We start from the raw sequence: 15,185 nt of genomic DNA on the forward strand, positions 1-15,185 counted from the left end.
TTAGCTTCCCATCATCATATAAACGGCATACAAACACACCGCAGGGATCACAATGCCTAAAGTTGCTTTGAGGGTTTTATTCACCATAAAGACCCAAATAAATGCACAGCTCCACAGGATAAATGCAATTAAAGTTGCACTCATGGCTGCACTTCCGCGGTCTTCGCTAAACACATCTGCGATTACGATGGCAGATAGCATCGCGACAACATATCCGCCCACTAAAGCGAGGGCAAAGCGATAGAAAATCATCAAGCGATAGGTCAATAGAGAAGGGGTGTCTTTACGCGTTTTAGGCAGCGCAGATGTGAGGGGGGTCACGAGTGCCTCAGGTGGTGAGCTATTCATAAAATACTTAAGCGCTTGGAAATTGTATTAAAGTTAATCTAAATGATAACAATTATTATTAATAATTAGAATAATGTATTCACAAAATTATTGATTTTTCAGCATGCTGAGTAGAAATGGATTTAAATGAGGAGAATTAAAGGCGAAAAAATAGCGACCGGAGTCGCTATTTTAGAATGCAAGAATGCTTAATTCTCTACATTATTGCTCTTGTTGAATGCCTGCAACTAACCAGTCTTGATCAGAACCCACAGGTTTAACAAAATGCCATACTTCAGCAAATGGCTGTGGCAGGCTATTTAAGTCTTCACTTACCGTACCTGTAAAACGCACACTTACAACGTATTGACCATTTTCGTTAGCAGAATCGACCACCATAGCATTTAAGTTAGAAAACTCAGCAACGTCTTCATCTTTATTCGCCATAATGTCGTTATACATAGACTGGTAAAGGTCAGGCGTTAAGTAACGCTGAATTTCAGAAATGTTGCTTGCAGTATTCATCGATTGAATGTGGTTAAAACGCTGACGTGCAACACGTAAAAATGTTGCTGGTTCTGTACCATCAGGCAATTGATTGCCGCTGTTGGTATAGGCAGCACCAAAAGGCGCGTTCGTTGCAGCAGCTGCACCAAATGGAGCATTTGAAGCTGCTGAATTACCGCCTACAGAATTACCAAAAATATTCGTATTGTCATTGCCTGCACGAGGTGCGGCATTTTGCTGGCCAAACGGTGCATTGTTTGCACCGCTGTTTGGCGCATACGGATTGTTAGTGGCTAGTTTTTTTTTTGCGCCCATCTTACGGAAAATGAAGAAGGCAACAGCAGCGGCAAGTAAAATCCAGATCCAGCCTGGAATACCACCTTTCTCTTCCTGTTGTTGAGCTTGCGCTTCAGAAGCTGCTTGACCGTTATTGTCATCGGCCATCGCATTTGCAGCGACAGCACCAATTGCAGCACCAGCCACACCAGCAGCAACCATTCCGCCCACATTCGAGCCAGATTTTGCTGGAGCGCCAGCAGTTGCAGGCTGTTGAACAGGAGCAGATTGACGAGGTTGCTGATAAGACTGAGTTGGAGCAGCTTGACGGCTCATACCATGGCTTTTACCACCACCGGCACGTTTCGCTTCTGCAATCGGCGCTACCAAAAGGGCTGCTGTTAAAAGAGCAGTCATCAAACCACGCTGTCGAACTTCCATCAAATTTTCCTATATCTATATAAATTTAAAATAGCCATCTAGTTATGCCGCCATTTGTACTGAATTTCAATAGAACATCGGTAAAAAATTGAAAATTCATTCAAAATAAACGATTCAACGTGACTAAGACTCATCGGTCAGCGTAATTGCCTGACTCAATGCCTCATGTAAACGTGCCACAGAAATAATCTCTACACCTGAAATTGGTTTTTGCGGTGCATTCCCACGCGGTAAAATAATGGTTTTGAAGCCATGCTTAATGGCTTCTTTGAGTCGTTCCTGTCCATTGGGTACAGGACGGATTTCGCCTGAAAGTCCAACTTCGCCAAATACCGCCAAATGCTGTGGCAGGGCTTTAGCTCTTAAGCTAGAGGCACAAGCTAAAAGTACGGCAAGGTCAGAACCTGTTTCTGTGATTTTTAAACCACCCACGACATTGACATAGACATCTTGTCCAGCGGTTTGTACGCCACCATGACGGTGCATAACGGCTAAAAGCATGTTTAAACGGTTTTGTTCTAAACCTAAGGCCACGCGTCGAGGTTGTCCGTGCGCATCATCTACCAAAGCTTGAACTTCAACCAAAAGTGGGCGTGTACCTTCACGGCTAATCATGACAATGGAACCCGGAATGGCTTCATCATAACGACTAAGGAAAATAGCGGAGGGGTTTGATACCTCGCGCAGACCTTTATCGGTCATGCCAAATACACCAAGCTCGTTGACTGCACCAAAACGGTTTTTCACTGCACGAATCATACGGAAGCGCGAGTCAGACTGACCTTCAAAATACAAAACACAATCGACCATGTGCTCAAGCACACGAGGGCCAGCCAAAGAACCTTCTTTTGTTACATGACCGACAATAAACAATGCTGTACCACTATTTTTGGCAAAACGGGTCAGGAGTGCAGCCGATTCACGAATTTGGGAAACACCCCCCGGCGCAGACTGGAGTGTCTCGGTGTATAAGGTTTGGATCGAATCTAAAATGGCCACGGCAGGGCGTTCATGTGCCAATACTTCACAAATACGCTCGACACAGGTTTCGGCCATGACTTTGAGTTGATCGGTCGGTAAATCTAAGCGCTGGGCACGTAGCGCCACCTGAGACAAAGATTCCTCACCAGTGACATATAAGGCAGAGCTTTTACTCGCCGCCATATAGGTTGCGGTTTGTAGCAAAATAGTGGATTTACCAATGCCGGGGTCACCACCAATCAGCACTACTGAACCTGTGACCAGTCCACCACCGAGCACACGGTCAAATTCACCAATACCTGTTGCCATACGGGTTTCATGCGAAACGGAAACTTGATTTAAGGTGGTCACAGCAGCAGCTTGACCTGCATAGCCACCGCCCATTTTAGGCTGTGCACGGTGTGTAACGGCGGGTGCAATATTGACTTCGACTAATGAATTCCATTCACCACATTCGGTACATTGACCGGCCCATTTGGGATGATCAGCACCACATTGTTCACATCGATAGACACTTTTTGCTTTCGCCATAATATTTACTGTGCACAAACTCAAATTGAGTCACAGCATAGCGGTGAATACATCGAAAAACCAAGTTTTTATCGCATGAAATGACTGTTGAAGGTCAATTGATGTCGTTTTATTTTCAACAGATGCACTTTTACATGGTAAGCACTTTATAATAGCGCATTATATTTTTTGAAATGGGTCACCACATGACTGAACTATTACGACATATCGATGCCATCGCACGTGAAAAAAATCGTGATGTGTTATTTGTGCATTTTGAAGAATATGATCATCAACATCCTGAAAAAAATACGGTGCGTAATGATGTTATGCACTGGTTTGACCTGCAAAATATCGACTATTTCCCTTGTATGGGGCTAGAAGGTGAGTCTTTGATCGATAGCTATACAGGTGATTTATACCTTGACGTGCCTTTTGATGAAAGCAGCCCTGCATATAAAACCCTCAGTGAATACCTTGAAGATGAACAAGGGAACATGAAAATTCAGGGGGTATTGTTCTTTTCTTTATCTTTGGAAATTGCCCTAGAAATCGAAGCTGATCTGATGGAAGCCAGTGCTGTAGATTCTGAATATGCTGAAAATGAGTTTGGTGACCAATTTGGTGAAGGCTTTATTGAAGATACTGAATCAGATCCAAAAGATGAAGCAGCCAATGAAAGCAACACGAAAAACGACAAATTTGATGATGGTCAAATTGGTACGATTCAATAAGTAAATATTGATTTTCAGTCCGAAAAAAAAAGCCACGTGAATTCACGTGGCTTTTTGTTTAGCAGGGGATTAGTACAATTCACCTGATTTACGACGTTCAATAAAATCTTTCGATTCTTTTACAATGATGCCTGAGAGCAATAACAGTGCAATACAGTTTGGTGCAGCCATCAAACCGTTAAAGGTATCGGCAAATAACCAAACGAGATCGAGTGTTACGACACAGCCGACAAAGACTGATGCGATGTAAATTAAGCGATAAATCAGTACTGACTTTTCACCTAAGAGGTATGTACAGCATTTTTCACCATAATAGCTCCAACCCAGAATGGTTGAATAAGCGAAGAAAATAATACCGAAAGTCACGACCCAACCACCGAAGCCCGGAAGTAGTTTGTCAAAAACACTAATCGTCAGTACGGCACCAGTTTGATCACCAAAGCTTTGTCCCGCCATGATGAAGCCCATCACCAGTACGATACCTGTAATTGAGCAAACAATGATGGTGTCTAAGAACGTACCTGTCATAGAGACAAGACCTTGACGTGCTGGATGGTCAGTTTTTGCGGCCGCAGCGGCAATAGGTGCAGAGCCCATGCCTGCTTCGTTAGAGAATACACCACGTGCTACACCATAACGAATCGCAGCACCAATCGCACCACCTGCAGCAGCTTCGCCCGTAAATGCATAGCTAAAGATCATTTTTAGTGCAGGCACAACTAATTCAAGGTTGTTGAAAATAATGATTAAGCCACCCAATACATAACCTACCGCCATGATTGGAACAATAAATGAAGAGGCTTTAGAAATGGATTTGATGCCGCCTAAAATAACGAGAGCAGAGAATATGGTGATGACTATAGCCGTGGTGAGTGTGCTGATCCCTAAGCTATTTTCCACAGCAAGCGCGACAGTATTGGACTGTACTGAACTACCAATACCAAAGGATGCCAAAGTACCAAATAGGGCAAATACCACTGCCAACCATTTCCACTTAGGCCCAAGTCCACGTTCGATGTAATACATCGGACCACCGTTCATTTCACCATTTTCATTTTTATGACGAAACTTTACAGCGAGTACACCTTCACCATATTTGGTTGCCATACCAAAGAGTGCGGTCATCCACATCCAAAACACTGCGCCTGGTCCACCGAGTACACAAGCGGTGGCTACACCAGCAATATTACCTGTACCAATGGTGGCAGAAAGTGCAGTCATGAGTGCGGCGAAATGAGAAATGTCCCCATCATGATGATCTACTTTAGGATGTTTGCCAAAGACTTGTTTGAATGCGAAAGGCAACATGCGAAATTGCCAGAAAAGTAATCGGAAGGTGAGGAATACACCTGTTCCGACAATGAGGACCAACATGTATGGGCCCCAGACCCATCCACTGAGTGTTTCCATGATATTTTGAATTTCTTGCATAGTATCTTCTTCTTATCGGCCCAGAGTGAGTGAATGCTACATTTTTGATATCTGTAGCAATTGATATGCCATTGTTAGAAACTTCCATGATTTTTGGCATAATTTTTTATCGTTGGTAAAATATTTTTTGCATAAAATTTAAGTTATTACAAGTAAATTGTTGTTTTATTGGTCGCTTTAAAATGTGAACTGGCGCTAAGATTTTTATATATAAGAAAAATAAATTAACTTTGTCACTTAATCCGAAAATATAGATGATGAAAAATAATTTTGTATTTTCTGAAATTTTTACGTTAATTTGTCGCAATTGGAACGCGAAGTTGAATTAAATAATGTCAAATGAAATTCATGGATCGCACGCTGATAGCGGCGATTTGAAACGAAGCTTGTCCAATCGACACCTGCAATTGATTGCGATTGGTGGTGCGATTGGTACAGGTTTATTTATGGGGTCAGGAAAGACCATCAGTTTAGCTGGTCCGTCCATCCTTATTATCTATATGATTATTGGTTTTATGGTTTTCCTCGTCATGCGTGCATTAGGCGAGTTATTACTATCAAATCTTGAATATAAATCTTTTATCGATTTTGCAACCGACTTAATCGGCCCGTGGGCAGGTTATTTTGTGGGTTGGACCTATTGGCTGTGCTGGATCACTATAGGGATTGCAGATTTATCGGCCATTATTTATTACCTGCAATTCTTTAATGGAGGTAACCCATTCTCGCCCGAAGAAGGGGTGATGATCAGTGTTGCCGCCATTGTCTTTATCATGGGTTTGAACCTTGTTACGGTTAAACTTTTTGGTGAATTAGAGTTTTGGTTTGCATTGATTAAGATTATTGCAATCGTGGTGCTCATTGGTGTCGGTCTTTGGATGATCTTTACCGGTTTTACCTCATCGACAGGTGAAATTGCATCATTCACACATTTATGGTCGCATGGTGGTCTATTCCCAACAGGTGTAACCGGCTTCTTGGCAGGTTTCCAGATCGCTATTTTTGCCTTTGTCGGCGTAGAACTCGTTGGTACTACGGCTGCAGAAACCAAAGATCCAGAGCACAACTTGCCTAAAGCTGTGAACTCGATTCCGATTCGTATCATTATTTTCTATGTGCTGGCACTTGTGATTGTAATGTCAGTAACACCTTGGAATACCATTGATCCGAGCATTTCACCATTCGTGAACTTGTTTAGCCAAGCCGGTATTGCTGCTGCTGCGATTATCATGAACTTGGTGGTGTTGTCATCGGTCATGTCATCTATGAATAGTGGTGTGTTCTCGACTTCACGTATGTTGTTTGGTTTATCTCGTGAAGAGCAAGGTCCAAAAGCGTTTGGTCGTCTAAACTCACGTGCAGTTCCTGCAAATGCACTGTATTTCTCTGCAGTATGTTTACTGTTGGGTGCGGCATTACAGTATTTCGTTCCGAACACGGTTGAAGCCTTCACTTTAGCAACCACACTTTCGACGATTTTATTTATCTGCGTATGGCTCATGATTATCTGGAGCTATATCGTTTACTATAAAACTCGTCCTGAGCTGCATGCGAAATCAACCTTTAAATTGCCGGGCGGCTTATATACTTGCTGGCTCGTGATTATCTTCTTCATCGGCATGATTTATGTTTTGTCATTAGAAGCAGATACCATGAAAGCGCTCATGGTGAGCCCGATTTGGTTCATCATATTGATTATTGGCTATTTCGGTTTTTATAAGAAAAAGCACCATTAATTTACATTTTTGATCTGATGTAAAAACATAAAAAGCTGCTCCTGATGGGGCAGCTTTTTTATTTGGATATGGACTTATTTTAAGTTAAAACAGACTGTTTATTAGCGTTTCGATTTGTATTAAACAGCATTCAAATTGATAAGCTATTTCAGAGAAATCAATAGCCTGATCGAGCTAGAAATAAAGACAAATAAGGGTTGAAAACAGCACCATCAAATTTTGCTTAAATTTAGTGCAGAATGGCAAAAAGCTCACTTGGAATTACAGGGCTTTTCTTTTATCCGCGGGTTGATCACGTTATACTCGGAAAAATCTTTTCATTAGGTACGTTTATGTATCGTTTTATGAATTATAAAATTATTGTATTAGCAAGTGCTGTGCTGTTGACAGCTTGTGGTCAGTCTGGTGCATTGCATTTACCTTCTGATGCAAATGCAGATAAACGCGCAAAATATCTGATTTATCCAGATACGCCTGCACAGCAAAAGCAGGAAAAACAAGCGGCTCCTGTTACAACTGAGTCGGAATCTTCAAATTCTAACCCTACACCTTAATGCTTTTATAGAAAGGATACTTTCATGAGTTTCACCCGTACGAATGGGGTATTGCATGCAGAGCAATGTTCTTTACAACAGCTTGCACAGCAATATGGCACACCGCTTTATGTTTATTCAAAAGCTACTTTTGAAAAGCATTATTCAGATATGGATCGTGCATTTAGCTTTATCGACCATCAAATTTGTTTTGCGGTAAAGTCAAACTCTAATCTTGCGGTGTTAAACGTACTTGCCAAGCAGGGCGCTGGTTTTGATATCGTGACGGGTGGTGAACTCGCACGTGTATTAAAAGCCGGTGGTGAAGCTTCTAAAATTGTATTCTCAGGTTTGGGTAAAACTGAAGCCGATATCCAAAAAGCATTGGACGTGGGTATTGCATGTTTTAACGTTGAATCACATGCAGAGTTGGATCGAATCCAAAAAGTTGCTGCGGCAATGGGTAAGAAAGCACCGATTTCATTGCGCGTAAATCCAGATGTGGATGCTAAAACGCATCCTTATATCTCTACGGGTTTAAAAGAAAATAAATTCGGTATTCCTTCAGACAGCGTTTTTGACACTTATGCGTATGCGGCATCATTGCCAAATCTTGAGATAATCGGGATTGATTGCCATATCGGTTCACAGTTGACTGAAACTCAGCCTTTTGTTGATGCACTTGATCGTATCATTGTGATGATCAATCAACTAAAAGAGATGGGGATTCAGCTGAAACACATCGATATCGGTGGTGGTTTAGGCGTGACCTACAAAGACGAAGTTCCACCAACTGTTGAAGAATATGCTCAGGCAATGCGTCCTGCATTAGAAAAATTAGGCCTTAAGGTGTATATGGAACCGGGGCGTAGTATTTCTGCAAATGCAGGCGTGTTGTTAACCAAAGTTGATTTACTCAAACCGACCAATCATCGTAATTTTGCCATTATTGATGCTGCAATGAACGACTTAATCCGTCCCGCTTTATATGAAGCATGGATGGATATTCAGGAAGTAACACCTCGTACAGATACTGAAAAGAAAGACTGGGATGTGGTTGGCGCGATTTGCGAAACTGGCGATTTCCTCGGTAAGCAACGTCAGTTGGCGATTCAAGAAAATGACGTGCTTGCAGTATTGGGTGCGGGTGCTTATGGTTTTGTCATGAGTTCAAACTACAACAGCCGTGGACGTGCTGCTGAAGTGATGGTTGATGGTGATCAGTCTCATTTGATTCGTGAGCGTGAAACCATCGAATCATTATGGGAACGTGAACGTTTATTGCCTTAAGGAGAAATTCGAGATGTTATTAGAATTTACCAAAATGCATGGCCTTGGCAATGACTTTATGGTGGTCGATCTAATTAGCCAACGGGCTTATTTAGATACAGTGACGATTCAGCGTTTGGCCGACCGTCATTTTGGTATTGGTTTTGATCAGCTTTTGATTGTAGAACCACCTGATTTACCCAATGTCGATTTTAAATATCGTATTTTTAATGCAGATGGTTCGGAAGTTGAACAATGCGGAAATGGCGTACGTTGTTTTGCGCGCTTTGTGCATGAACGTAAGTTGACCAGCAAAACCAAAATCAAAGTACAAACCAAGTCAGGTATCGTAGAGCCTGAATTAGGTGCAAATGGTTGGGTGCGAGTCAATATGGGTTATCCACGCTTTTTGCCGCATGAAATTCCATTTATTGCGGAAGAGCCTGAAAACTTATACGACATTGCATTGGCGAATAATGAACAACTCACCATTGATGTGGTGAGTATGGGTAATCCGCATGCAGTGACGATCGTTCCTGATGTTATTACCGCAGACGTTGCTAAAATTGGTCCACAAGTCGAATCGCATGAGCGTTTTCCACAGCGAGTAAATGCTGGCTTTATGCAAATTGTGGATGAGAAACATGCACGCTTACGTGTATTTGAACGTGGTGTCGGTGAAACGATGGCCTGTGGTACAGGTGCTTGTGCAGCGGCAGTATCAGGTATGCGTCGTGGCTTATTAGCCAATTCGGTCGAAATAGAGTTGGCAGGTGGTAAGCTGCAAATTGAGTGGCAAGAAGGTGGTGTGGTCTGGATGACCGGACCAACCGCAACAGTTTACGAAGGACGCTTAGACTTAAGTTACTTCCAAGGTTAAACTCCAAGCCCTGATTCATTCAGGGCTTTTTTCACAAAATAAAAAGTGAATAAAAATTTATAATTCAATGGGATTGGAGTCAACATGGAACAAATAAACGAAGAAATAAAAGAAGAAATCTTAGAGCAACTTTTTCATAAAGCCTTACATGAACCCGCGTATCGCCCAGAATTTTTAGCTCAGTTATTGGCAGCCAAAGTGTATTGTGTGGGAACAACAGGGGGACGTGATTCACGTATTGCCGAAGATTTGATCTTGGATGAAGGTGACAGTGTTCAATTGAAATCATGGGAAGATGAGACTTATGATTGCGTCATCCCATTTTTTACGTCCTTGGAAAAAATGCGGTTGGCAATATCTGAAGAGGAGTCGTATATCCGGCTACCAACCAAGGCATTATTTGAAATGACCTTGGGAGCAAGGCTTGTATTGAATCCACAATCACCTGATGCGACGAAGGACTTTGTACCAGAAGAAATTCAACATTTGCTGAACGGGCAGTATATTCAGCCCTCAGAAAACTATGAAGTTACGGAAGATACGGAAGTTTTAATTGGTCAGTCGGCGGAATATCCGCAGTTTATGATTGATCAATTAAGCATTTTTTTTGGCACAGAGCGTGTGGTAAAAGCTGCTTATTTGGCGCAAATGCTGAATAAAGTTCGAGATGATTCACCAACTTTGCTGATCGGACTAGATTTAGAAGCAGGATTATCTGAACAACAAATTCAAGATTTACACAGTAAAATTGGTCGTATCACACAGGACAGTTTAAAAGAGCAATGCCCAGTGGATTTAATCCATGTCAATACGCACAGTGTGGATGGTGTAGAAGGGTATTTGCTTAATGAAACGCAAGCTTTTTACCAACGTGTTGATGGTAAGCCTAAGGGGTTCTTTGCTAGACTCTTTTCATAAAATAGATATGTAAAATCGCTTTAGTGAACGTACTGCAACGCTAAAGCACATGTTGAAATGGGAGAAGACAGGTGACGATGGATCAGAGTCAACTACTGGCTATGTGGTTGAAGGAACGTGAAATTCAAAATCAGTCTAAACATACCTTGCAAGCGTATGAGCGTGATGTCAGTGATTTTCTCCAATTTTGTACAATACGCAACTTGCCACTGCATGATGTTGAAAAGTCAGATCTGCGTGAATTTGTTGCTCATAAAGTGGAACAGTTTCAGCTCAGTCCAAGTAGTTTACAGCGCATGTTATCTTCGATACGCCAATTTATGAAATGGGCAGAACAAGGAAATTATCTCAATTTTAATCCTGCAGATGATTTTCAGCTCAAACGCCAATCACGTCCTCTACCTGGATTGGTCGATATTGAAACCATTAAACAAATCATGGAACAGCCTGAGCCAGAAAGTGAAACTCAACGGCAGCTTTGGATACGTGATAAAGCGATTTTGGAGCTGCTATATTCAAGTGGTTTACGTTTGGCTGAAGTGCAGGGCTTAACCATTCGAGATATTGATTTTAATCGCCAACTGTTACGTATTACGGGTAAAGGGAATAAAACGCGCATTGTACCTTTTGGTTCTAAAGCCAAAGAGGCTGTGATGCATTGGTTGCAATTATATCCTGCATGGCATGGTGATTTTGTCCCAGAAGCCCAAGTTTTTATCACTCAAAAAGGTAATCCACTGGGGGTAAGACAAATAGAAAATCGAGTTAAATTTCAAGCTCAACGTGCAGGTGTAAATGTCGATTTACATCCGCATTTATTGCGTCATTGCTTTGCCAGTCATATGTTGTCCAATAGTGGTGACTTGCGTGCTGTACAAGAAATGTTGGGGCATAGTAATTTAACCACCACGCAAATTTATACCCATGTGGATTTTGATCGATTGGCACAAGTTTATGATCAGGCCCATCCACGGGCGCAGCATAAAGATTCGTAACAATTGCAAATTAGACTTTGGCTCGTAGTGGTCTAAATATTGCTTAAATTTATAGGCTAGATTTCACATTTTGCATCCTAAAGTGGTCTGCTTCATGAAAGTTAAATAAGGATGTGAAAAAATATTGGTAAAATTGACCGACATTTTGAACTATTGTCGCATTATAAAAATTCAAATTATCGGGTATAAAAATTGTCCATTATTGAATTGACGTAAGTGCCGAAGTGAAATTCGCTATTTACTAAATTGCTGTACCGTTAAAAAAATATATAGGCCATACCATGATTTCAGATATTCAAGAAAAATATGACCAGTTAAATGGTCAGCAAAAAGAAATTTTTGCAGGATACGGCTTACGCCAAATCAAACACTTTGTTGAAATTGGTTTGCCTGAAATAGAAGCTGTATTACCAGAAGGTTCACAGCTTCAAGGGATTAATGCGGATGGTAAAGTTCAGGCGTTTAATGCGGCGACGGGCCAATACTTTATTTGGATTTCGGATAAACAGTGGCAGCTTAGCAATAAAGCAACTGTAAAATTTGACAGTAAAGAAGATGCCCTCACCATTTGGCGCATTTTTGATTTGGCACAATATGAACTTATTGACCTAAGCCACATCCATCGTGACTTTTTGGAAAATCAGCCAGCCTAAACTATCCGGCAAATATACAACTCATGGGCTATCTTCATTGGATTTGGATGTTTAGCCCTTATATCACTTATACCATGACATCTTGATTTGCTCTTGTGCAGAGCGTTAGAGTGTTGACCTCATTTGGTTTTAAGCTTTCAAATGTACATTTGAGGTGAGCCGATGGACTTTCTTTGCATAGCTTAGCTGCCTAAACAAAATCTCTAAATGCCAACCCTTTTCGCTGCTCAGTGATTTAATTCATTCAGTCTTGATAGTGTGAGCCTAAAAATCAATGGTTTTCCTACTTGAGCAATTGAGCTTAAAGACCTCCTTAATAGTTCTCATCCAATTGCCGCAAATCATGATTTTTCTTTGCTTAAAATAAAAGGAAAATACCGCAAACTAGGTATTTGCATTCGAGGCTGTGAGGGTAATCCGTCACTACATTGCCAAGCTTGTAGTATCGGCCTTGTTGTTTTAAATGCTTGGGTTGTTTCTTGGCAGATCAATTGTGTGGTTATAAATCTTCTAACGGTAACTGGAAGCTTTGTTTGATGATTTGGCTTGGTAAATCAGTCTTCACACTGGTAATGCCATTTTTCTTGGTTAAGTGAGTAGACTGAAATTTACGGTAACTTTCTAGGTCAGGAACAACAACTTTGAGCATTGCATCGCACTCACCCAAAATAATGTAGCACTCCATGACTTGAGGTAGTTCTTTCATAGCTTCGATAAAGGTATCGATGGTTTCAGCATCTTGCCCAGTTAACCAAATACGAGAGAACAAAATTAATTGAAAGCCAATCTTTTGTGGATCGACCACGGTGGTGTAATTCTGAATCACACCTGCTTCTTCGAGTAATTTGACCCGACGTAAACAAGAAGATGGAGAGAGTCCAATTTCCTTGGCTAAGTCATTATTTTGCATGCGACCATTATTTTGAAGTGCGCGAATGATATTTTTATCAATACGATCTAGTTTAACTAGAATTGACTTAGAAGATGTCTTCATGAAATAGAATATAATTCTAAAAATAATATCTATTATAGAATATTTGATATCCTATTTTAAAGCGATTCAAACATACTAATTTCACTTTCAGGACATAGAAAGGGAAAATTGAAATGTCTGTATTTGCTTTATTTGCCTTAACGGTAATTCCCCTTATTTTCACACCAGGACCCGATATGCTTTTTATCCTGTCACAAGTGATGGGTAAGGATGCAAAAGCAGGCATGATGGCTACAGTAGGTGTGTGTTCAGGTTACTTGGTTCACTCGATTTTGGTGGCATTGGGTATTGCTGCGATTATCGTGTCATTTCCACTACTGTTTGAAACAATCCGCTGGTTGGGGATTGCTTATCTTTTATATTTGGCAACGCATTTGCTGCGTTCAGTATTTAGCAGTAAAAAATTAAGTATTGAGAAAAAGTCAGCGTCCAACCCGATTAAAAAAGGCTTTTTTACGGCTTTACTGAACCCGAAAGGAATGTTGATATATTTTGCAATTTTGCCGCAATTTATCGATAAATCAGCGAATACCGTGAGTCAAGGTTTGATTTTGTCCTTCATTTTTATTGGGCTGATTTTTGTGGTGTATTGTAGTTTAAGTGTGGTCTTTGCACGTATTACACAAAAAACTGAAATTGATGAACGCAAACAAAAGTGGGTTGATGGTACATCAGGTGGTTTGTTGGCTCTTGCTGCGACATGGTTAATTGCCAATTAAAAACAGCAAATGTAAATAGAAATAAATGCCTTAACTAAAACCTTCGTGAAAGCGGAGGTTTTTTTATATGTGCTGAATATCGACACATATTAAGAACAAGAAAGAGAGAAAAACCCACCAATTAGCTTCGGAAAAGTGAAATTAGCGCTAAATTCATTATGCTTCTATCTTAAATGACAAGTTTAGATATGTTGCCGAATGTGTAGAGGGAAAGCTCTATTTCAGAAAGATTGATCGAAAATTGATATTAAATCAGATCTTTTGATGAGCTAAATCAAGTAAAAAAATAATAAAAATCAATGCTTAAAAAATAACTGAATAATGCGTTTTTTTGGATAACTGAAGCATTCTTTAAAAAATGTGAACGATAAGTTCAAGGAAATTACGCTTTTTTACAGGTCTTTCGATAATTGTGACTTGACCGAAATGCCGTACACATTGCAAGATAGGGCACCTAAAAAATTTAAAGTGAAGAGTTAATATAACTTTTCTCAACATTTACATTTGCTAAAACAGCCGAGGATTACATGAAGGCTCTTGTTGCTGTAAAACGTGTGGTTGATGCCAACGTTAAAGTTCGCGTTAAGCCGGACAACAGTGGTGTTGACTTAACGAACGTTAAAATGTCAATTAACCCATTCTGTGAAATCGCAGTGGAAGAAGCGGTTCGTTTAAAAGAAAAAGGAACTGTTTCAGAAATCGTTGTTGTTTCTATTGGTCCTAAAGAAGCTCAAGAACAAATCCGTTCTTCTATGGCGCTTGGTGCAGACCGCGGTATCCTTGTTGAAGCTGACGACAGCCAGTTAGGTGCACTTGAAGTTGCAAAAATCCTAAAAGGTGTTGTAGACGCTGAACAACCTCAATTGATCCTTCTTGGTAAACAAGCAATTGATGACGACTCTAACCAAGTTGGTCAGATGCTTGGTGCGCTTTTAGGTGCTGGCCAAGGTACTTTCGCTTCAGAAGTTAAAGTTGAAGGCGATAAAGTACAAGTGACTCGTGAAATCGACGGTGGTTTACAAACTGTTGAACTTGCACTTCCTGCAATCATCACAACTGACTTACGTTTGAATGAGCCACGTTATGCTGCTCTTCCAAACATCATGAAAGCGCGTAAAAAGCCGCTTGATACTAAGTCACCTGCTGATTATGGCGTTTCACCTGCAACTAAGCTTAAAACTGTTAAAGTTGAAGCTCCTGCAGAACGTAAAGCGGGCGTACAAGTGAAGTCTGTAGACGAGCTTGTAGATAAATTGAAAAACGAAGCGAAAGTGATCTAAT

At 40.8% G+C, this 15,185-nt stretch carries 14 protein-coding genes and 1 pseudogene; 10 read left to right on the forward strand and 5 right to left on the reverse strand.

Annotated features, from left to right (window positions below):
• From FTT98_RS05885 to radA, 3 genes are all read right to left on the reverse strand, one after another.
• Complete coding sequence (locus FTT98_RS05885; RefSeq protein WP_168378275.1) at nt 1–348, reverse strand: hypothetical protein; 348 nt, start codon at nt 346–348, stop codon at nt 1–3.
• A 201-nt stretch (nt 349–549) separates the two neighbouring features.
• On the reverse strand, nt 550–1,551 hold the full coding sequence (locus FTT98_RS05890) for a Tim44 domain-containing protein (RefSeq protein WP_168378274.1): 1,002 nt from the start codon (nt 1,549–1,551) through the stop codon (nt 550–552).
• Between the two features lie 123 nt (nt 1,552–1,674).
• Nucleotides 1,675–3,063, reverse strand: a complete 1,389-nt coding sequence (gene radA, locus FTT98_RS05895; protein WP_180003350.1) for a DNA repair protein RadA — start codon at nt 3,061–3,063, stop codon at nt 1,675–1,677.
• 185 nt (nt 3,064–3,248) lie between these two features.
• Here radA and FTT98_RS05900 point away from each other — a divergent pair.
• Nucleotides 3,249–3,605, forward strand: a pseudogene (locus FTT98_RS05900) (hypothetical protein); the annotation flags it as partial.
• Between the two features lie 240 nt (nt 3,606–3,845).
• Here FTT98_RS05900 and FTT98_RS05905 read toward each other — a convergent pair.
• Nucleotides 3,846–5,207: a sodium:alanine symporter family protein gene (locus FTT98_RS05905; protein WP_180059254.1), complete on the reverse strand. Its 1,362-nt coding sequence runs from the start codon at nt 5,205–5,207 to the stop codon at nt 3,846–3,848.
• 332 nt (nt 5,208–5,539) lie between these two features.
• Between FTT98_RS05905 and FTT98_RS05910 the strand changes: the two genes are divergently transcribed.
• From FTT98_RS05910 to FTT98_RS05940, 7 genes are all read left to right on the forward strand, one after another.
• Nucleotides 5,540–6,943 (forward strand): amino acid permease, encoded by a 1,404-nt coding sequence (locus FTT98_RS05910; protein ID WP_180039619.1) that lies wholly within the window; start codon nt 5,540–5,542, stop codon nt 6,941–6,943.
• Between the two features lie 344 nt (nt 6,944–7,287).
• Nucleotides 7,288–7,497, forward strand: coding sequence for a lipoprotein (locus tag FTT98_RS05915; protein WP_373685129.1), 210 nt, complete (start codon nt 7,288–7,290; stop codon nt 7,495–7,497).
• 24 nt (nt 7,498–7,521) lie between these two features.
• Nucleotides 7,522–8,766, forward strand: coding sequence for a diaminopimelate decarboxylase (gene lysA, locus FTT98_RS05920; protein ID WP_180177147.1), 1,245 nt, complete (start codon nt 7,522–7,524; stop codon nt 8,764–8,766).
• Nucleotides 8,767–8,779: 13 nt separating this feature from the next.
• Complete coding sequence (gene dapF / locus FTT98_RS05925) at nt 8,780–9,625, forward strand: diaminopimelate epimerase (RefSeq protein WP_111883917.1); 846 nt, start codon at nt 8,780–8,782, stop codon at nt 9,623–9,625.
• Between the two features lie 84 nt (nt 9,626–9,709).
• Nucleotides 9,710–10,543, forward strand: coding sequence for an enhanced serine sensitivity protein SseB C-terminal domain-containing protein (locus tag FTT98_RS05930; protein WP_180177148.1), 834 nt, complete (start codon nt 9,710–9,712; stop codon nt 10,541–10,543).
• 77 nt (nt 10,544–10,620) lie between these two features.
• Complete coding sequence (locus tag FTT98_RS05935; RefSeq protein WP_180177149.1) at nt 10,621–11,538, forward strand: tyrosine recombinase XerC; 918 nt, start codon at nt 10,621–10,623, stop codon at nt 11,536–11,538.
• A 281-nt stretch (nt 11,539–11,819) separates the two neighbouring features.
• Entirely contained in the window at nt 11,820–12,191 is a 372-nt protein-coding gene (locus FTT98_RS05940) for a hypothetical protein (RefSeq protein ID WP_078190406.1), read from the forward strand.
• A 499-nt stretch (nt 12,192–12,690) separates the two neighbouring features.
• Here the strand turns inward: FTT98_RS05940 and FTT98_RS05945 are convergent, their stop codons facing one another.
• Nucleotides 12,691–13,185 carry an Lrp/AsnC family transcriptional regulator gene (locus FTT98_RS05945; RefSeq protein WP_078190405.1) on the reverse strand — a complete coding sequence of 165 codons (495 nt, stop codon included), beginning with the start codon at nt 13,183–13,185 and terminating at the stop codon, nt 12,691–12,693.
• Nucleotides 13,186–13,298: 113 nt separating this feature from the next.
• On the opposite strand from FTT98_RS05945, the gene FTT98_RS05950 reads away from it, so the two are divergent.
• Both FTT98_RS05950 and FTT98_RS05955 read left to right on the forward strand, forming a co-directional pair.
• Entirely contained in the window at nt 13,299–13,904 is a 606-nt protein-coding gene (locus FTT98_RS05950) for a LysE family translocator (protein WP_168378266.1), read from the forward strand.
• Between the two features lie 527 nt (nt 13,905–14,431).
• Complete coding sequence (locus FTT98_RS05955; protein ID WP_078192067.1) at nt 14,432–15,184, forward strand: electron transfer flavoprotein subunit beta/FixA family protein; 753 nt, start codon at nt 14,432–14,434, stop codon at nt 15,182–15,184.
• The last annotated feature ends 1 nt before the right edge of the window (nt 15,185 follow it).

Source organism: Acinetobacter sp. YH12039, assembly GCF_013420015.1.
GTDB classification, from domain to species: Bacteria; Pseudomonadota; Gammaproteobacteria; order Pseudomonadales; family Moraxellaceae; genus Acinetobacter; species Acinetobacter amyesii.

Excerpts from the sequence above, each read along its gene's own strand:
- FTT98_RS05905 (WP_180059254.1), bottom strand. The coding sequence starts at position 5,207 with ATGCAAGAAATTCAAAATATCATGGAAACACTCAGTGGATGGGTCTGG.
- radA (WP_180003350.1), bottom strand. The coding sequence starts at position 3,063 with ATGGCGAAAGCAAAAAGTGTCTATCGATGTGAACAATGTGGTGCTGAT.
- FTT98_RS05885 (WP_168378275.1), bottom strand. The coding sequence starts at position 348 with ATGAATAGCTCACCACCTGAGGCACTCGTGACCCCCCTCACATCTGCG.
- FTT98_RS05945 (WP_078190405.1), bottom strand. The coding sequence starts at position 13,185 with ATGAAGACATCTTCTAAGTCAATTCTAGTTAAACTAGATCGTATTGAT.
- FTT98_RS05940 (WP_078190406.1), top strand. The coding sequence starts at position 11,820 with ATGATTTCAGATATTCAAGAAAAATATGACCAGTTAAATGGTCAGCAA.
- FTT98_RS05955 (WP_078192067.1), top strand. The coding sequence starts at position 14,432 with ATGAAGGCTCTTGTTGCTGTAAAACGTGTGGTTGATGCCAACGTTAAA.
- FTT98_RS05915 (WP_373685129.1), top strand. The coding sequence starts at position 7,288 with ATGAATTATAAAATTATTGTATTAGCAAGTGCTGTGCTGTTGACAGCT.
- FTT98_RS05935 (WP_180177149.1), top strand. The coding sequence starts at position 10,621 with ATGGATCAGAGTCAACTACTGGCTATGTGGTTGAAGGAACGTGAAATT.
- FTT98_RS05890 (WP_168378274.1), bottom strand. The coding sequence starts at position 1,551 with ATGGAAGTTCGACAGCGTGGTTTGATGACTGCTCTTTTAACAGCAGCC.
- dapF (WP_111883917.1), top strand. The coding sequence starts at position 8,780 with ATGTTATTAGAATTTACCAAAATGCATGGCCTTGGCAATGACTTTATG.
- FTT98_RS05910 (WP_180039619.1), top strand. The coding sequence starts at position 5,540 with ATGTCAAATGAAATTCATGGATCGCACGCTGATAGCGGCGATTTGAAA.
- FTT98_RS05930 (WP_180177148.1), top strand. The coding sequence starts at position 9,710 with ATGGAACAAATAAACGAAGAAATAAAAGAAGAAATCTTAGAGCAACTT.
- lysA (WP_180177147.1), top strand. The coding sequence starts at position 7,522 with ATGAGTTTCACCCGTACGAATGGGGTATTGCATGCAGAGCAATGTTCT.
- FTT98_RS05950 (WP_168378266.1), top strand. The coding sequence starts at position 13,299 with ATGTCTGTATTTGCTTTATTTGCCTTAACGGTAATTCCCCTTATTTTC.